Source organism: Rhizobacter sp. P3_B12 (assembly GCF_056402895.1).
Genome location: NZ_JBFUGN010000564.1, coordinates 1 through 4,036 on the forward strand (window position 1 = coordinate 1; position 4,036 = coordinate 4,036).

Sequence of the window (4,036 nt, forward strand, 5' to 3'; positions counted from 1 at the left end):
CCACAGCATCCTCAATGCCTTCGCGATGGCGTGCCACTGCATGGTGGTGCCGTTGCCGGCGTGCTCGGACAACGATGACGACGACACGTTCCGGAGCGTGACCCGCGTGGCCCGCGAGTTCGCTGAGCTGATCAGCGAGGTCAGTGAAGTCACGGCCGACGGCGCCGTCTCCGACAACGAGCTGCGCCGTGTCGATACCGAGGCCACCGAACTGGTGGCGGCCATCCAGGCGGTGCTGACCACCCTGAGGCTGCGCAACGAACGCAGCCGTCCCAAGACCTTCCGGGAGGTCTGCTGATGCGCGGCGGCCCGATTACCGTCCACGACGGCCGCGACACGTTGGAACGCGTAGGCGAAGACGACCTGATCAGCGTCAGTGAAGCCGCGTACCTGCAGGCGGCCCTGGTCCGCCACCGCCTGCGCGCCGAACAGGACGCCCAGGCGCTGAACTTGTCCCGCGCGCCGCTCGGCACCTGCGCCAACTGCGACTCACGCTGCGACCCCGCCGTCCGCTACTGCGATCCCGACTGCCAGAGAGACCACGCCCAGCGCGTGGGCCGCCTCCCTCACGCCTCCAACCTGCGGGCCTGACGCCCGCAACTCCACATGAACCGACAAAACGCATTGCGGCCCGAGCGGCTGCAAGGGAAGGGTGTTGCCCCATGAGTACCGCAGTGATGGCCCTGTGCTGGCCCATCCGCATGCCGCCGACCCAGAAGGCGGTGCTGATCAGCTTGGCCGACCAGGCCAACGACCAGGGCAGTTGCTGGCCCTCGATTGCCACGATCTGCGTGCGCACGTGCTTCGGCGAGCGCGCGGTGCGCAAGGCCGTGCGCTGGCTCGAGGAACAGGGGCTGCTGGCGGTCGGGCTCGGCCGCAAGCGCTCCAACGTCTACACGCTGGCGCTGCAGCGCATCCAGGCGATCTGCGAGGCGCAGGTGCAGGTCCGCGCGCAGGAGCGAGCTGAGGCGGCAGCAACGGCAGCAGCCGAGGACGCCTTCGCGCCCACCGCGGGCGCCTTCGAGGCACTGCTGCGGTCCGTGGGCGCGGTCCAYGGATCTGCTCAACCGAGCCTGCGCGACCCGGCACGAGGTGCCGCCCACCATCACTCGAACTTGGGTTCCCAGACCGGCACGACGTGCCGCCAAGCGGCACCAGATGCCGGTGAGCGGCACGAGATGCCGCATGCGGTGACCGGCACCACGTGCCGCATACCGGCACCAGATGCCGGTCAGACCGGCACCACGTGCCCCCTAACCGTCAATGAACCTTTGAATACAAGATACCCCCAACCCCCTTCTGGGGCTGAAGGGCGTCGCTCAAGGGTTCAGGCAAAGCCCCATGGCGATGCCGACGTTCGGGCCAGCGAWGRSMCGGCAGCGGATCGSRCCAGCCGCAARCGCAATGCGGTCTTGACGGAAGACGACRCSGAGGACTGCAGGCCGCTCGTGAGCCTTCRSGACTTCATYGCCGACTGCCGCGCCAARGGCGAGCMGGTGATCCCYGAGGACGACCCGGTCTTCACCTACTGCGAGCARGCCCGCATCGGGCAGGACATCCTGCARCTGCACTGGCACGAGTTCAAGGCSCGSCGCATGGASCAGGRCAAGCGGCAGCGCGACTGGCGCAAGACGTTCYTSCAGAGCGTGCAGGGCAACTGGTTCCGCCTGTGGCAGATCCCGCCRGGCGGCGATGAGGCCTACCTGACRACCCASGGCCGGCAGGCYGAAGCCGTGATGCTGGCGCRGCAAGGGGAGKSCGCATGAGCCGKCGTCCYGAAGCSKTCRAYSTGCCCCACAGCGCCCCGCACAGCGAGGARGCMGAGCACAGCGTGCTCGGGTCCCTGCTGTTCGACAACCAGGCCTTCGAGATCGTCGCCACGATCCTGAAGCCCGAGCACTTCTACCAGGCCGAGCACCGCGCGATCTACGGGACCATCAGCGAAATCCTCACCGCAGGCAAGCTCGCTGACCTGGTCACCGTCCACGACCGCGGCGGCTACAGCATGGTGTACCTGAACCAACTGCTGCAGTCGGTGACGAACAGCCGGGCCGCGGCGAGGCACGCCGAGCTGATCGTCGAGCGGTGGCGGGAACGCGAGGTGATGCGCCTCGGGTCAGCAGTGGCCGACGAGATCATGCGCGGTGCGCACGGTGCCGACGGCAAGCCGCAACCGGTCGACCAGGTCATCGACCAGATGATCACGAAGCTGATGGCGCTCAACGCCATCGCGGAGCGCAACGAGCCGCGCGACATCAGCGAGCTGGTCGTGAGCTACCTCGACGACCTGCAGCAGCGCTACGACGGCAAGGAAACCACCATCCAGACCGGATTGAAGGACCTGGACCACTGCACCGCGGGCGGCGGCCGGCCGGGCGAGCTGTGGGTCATCGGCGCCAGGCCGAGCATGGGGAAGACGGCCATATGCCTGACGCTCAGCCGCAACGTCGGCCGCAAGCACCAGGTGCTCATGCTGACGCAGGAAGACAGCCTGAACTCACTGACGGCGCGTCAGGTCGCTGCTGCAGGGCGCGTGAACCTCGCGGACCTGCGCAACCCGCGCAAGGCTCCCGAGAGCATGTGGGAGGGCGTCAGCGAGGGCATCGATGCACTCGGGAAGCTGCACATCGCGATGGACGACCAGGCAGCGCTCAGCATCATGGACGTACGCCGCAAGATCCAACAGGTCAAGCGCAGGCACAAGAAGCTCGACCTCGTGATCATCGACTACCTGCAGCTGATGGAGGGTGACGGTGACAACCGGAACCAGGAGCTGGGGAAGATCGCCAACGGCCTGAAGCGCGCGGCCAAGGAATTCGGCGTCTGGGTCATCTTGCTGTCGCAGCTGAACCGCGACTCCGAGAAGCGCTCCAGCGGCATGCCGCAGATGAGTGATCTGCGCGACAGCGGCGACATCGAGGGCGCGGCCGATCTGATCGGGCTACTGCACCGCGAGCACCGACGCGCTCCGACCGAGGCCAACAAGTTCCACGCAGAGCTGCTGGTCGTGAAGCACAAGAACGGTCCGACCGACACGCTGAACTTCACCTTCGACGGCGCCTTCCAGCGCTTCTCGGACTGGGAAGGACCTCCGCCCATGAAGGCGCTGAGCAAGCAGCGCGGCGGCGGGCTGAACTGAATCGCGACCAGACCCAGGGAGGAACCAGATGCTGAAGATGAACATCCGCTTCGATGCGGCGCAGATCGCGAAGGCGTTCGGCGAGCTGCAGCAGGAGCACCCGAACGTGATGGCGCAGGCCATCAACGACACCACGCGCGAGGTGCGCGATGCACAGGTGGCGGAGATTCGCGCGAGCTTCGACAACCCGACGGGCTTCACGCTGCGGGCGCTGCGCACGACCTTCGCCAGCCGCACCGAGCTGCAGGCGATGGTGTGGCTGAAGGACGGCACATCGCGGGCGCACTACCTGCTGCCGCAGATCGAGGGTGGCAACCGGCCGCTGAAGCGCTTCGAGGAGATCCTCGTGCAGGCCGGGCTGATGCGCAAGAACGAACGGGCGGTGCCGGGCGCGGCGGCCAAGCTCGATGCCTACGGCAACATGGGGCGAGGGCAGATCGTGCAGATCCTGAGTCAGCTGCAGGCCTTCAACCTCGCGGGCTCGGACGCCAACGACACGAACAGCAAGCGCTCGAAGGCGAAGCGCAGCAAGGTCGAGTACTTCGTTGCGCACGGCGGCGAGTCACGGCAAGGGCGTGGCTCGTGGAAGCACGGCGACAAGATGCAGCACCTGCGGCGCGGCGTGTGGGCACGGTACCGCTTCAGCGCGGGCAGCGCAGTGAAGCCCGTGCTGTTGTTCGTCAACGGCACGCGGTACGGCCGGCGCTTCGACTTCGTTGGCACGGCACAGCGCGTGATCGATGCGCGCTTCAAGTCGCACTACGAGCAGCGCATGCASAAGCAGCTCGCGAAGCTCGGGCTSGCRWCGGGAGGGCAGGGCGCATGACGTTCGCACYTCSGTCGGCCAAGGCCTCGACCCCACCCCCCACCCCCCTCATCGGGTCCTCCCGGGAGAGG

The 4,036-nt window shown here is 67.4% G+C and carries 5 protein-coding genes; all 5 read left to right on the forward strand.

The genetic code is table 11. The features are described from left to right. Positions 1–298: phage regulatory CII family protein (locus AC1D01_RS23690; protein ID WP_477870686.1), on the forward strand; the 298-nt coding region annotated here is incomplete at its 5' end. Then, a complete protein-coding gene (locus AC1D01_RS23695; protein WP_477870688.1) occupies positions 298–591 on the forward strand; it encodes a hypothetical protein in 294 nt (97 codons plus the stop codon). The genes AC1D01_RS23690 and AC1D01_RS23695, both read left to right, overlap by 1 nt. Before the next feature lie 110 nt (positions 592–701). Beyond that, positions 702–1,766, forward strand: a complete 1,065-nt coding sequence (locus AC1D01_RS23700; RefSeq protein WP_477870694.1) for a helix-turn-helix domain-containing protein — start codon at positions 702–704, stop codon at positions 1,764–1,766. After that, positions 1,763–3,139 carry a replicative DNA helicase gene (locus AC1D01_RS23705; RefSeq protein WP_477870690.1) on the forward strand — a complete coding sequence of 459 codons (1,377 nt, stop codon included), beginning with the start codon at positions 1,763–1,765 and terminating at the stop codon, positions 3,137–3,139. The genes AC1D01_RS23700 and AC1D01_RS23705 overlap by 4 nt, the downstream gene beginning before the upstream one ends. Before the next feature lie 28 nt (positions 3,140–3,167). Further along, positions 3,168–3,965 (forward strand): hypothetical protein, encoded by a 798-nt coding sequence (locus AC1D01_RS23710; RefSeq protein ID WP_477870692.1) that lies wholly within the window; start codon positions 3,168–3,170, stop codon positions 3,963–3,965. The last annotated feature ends 71 nt before the right edge of the window (positions 3,966–4,036 follow it).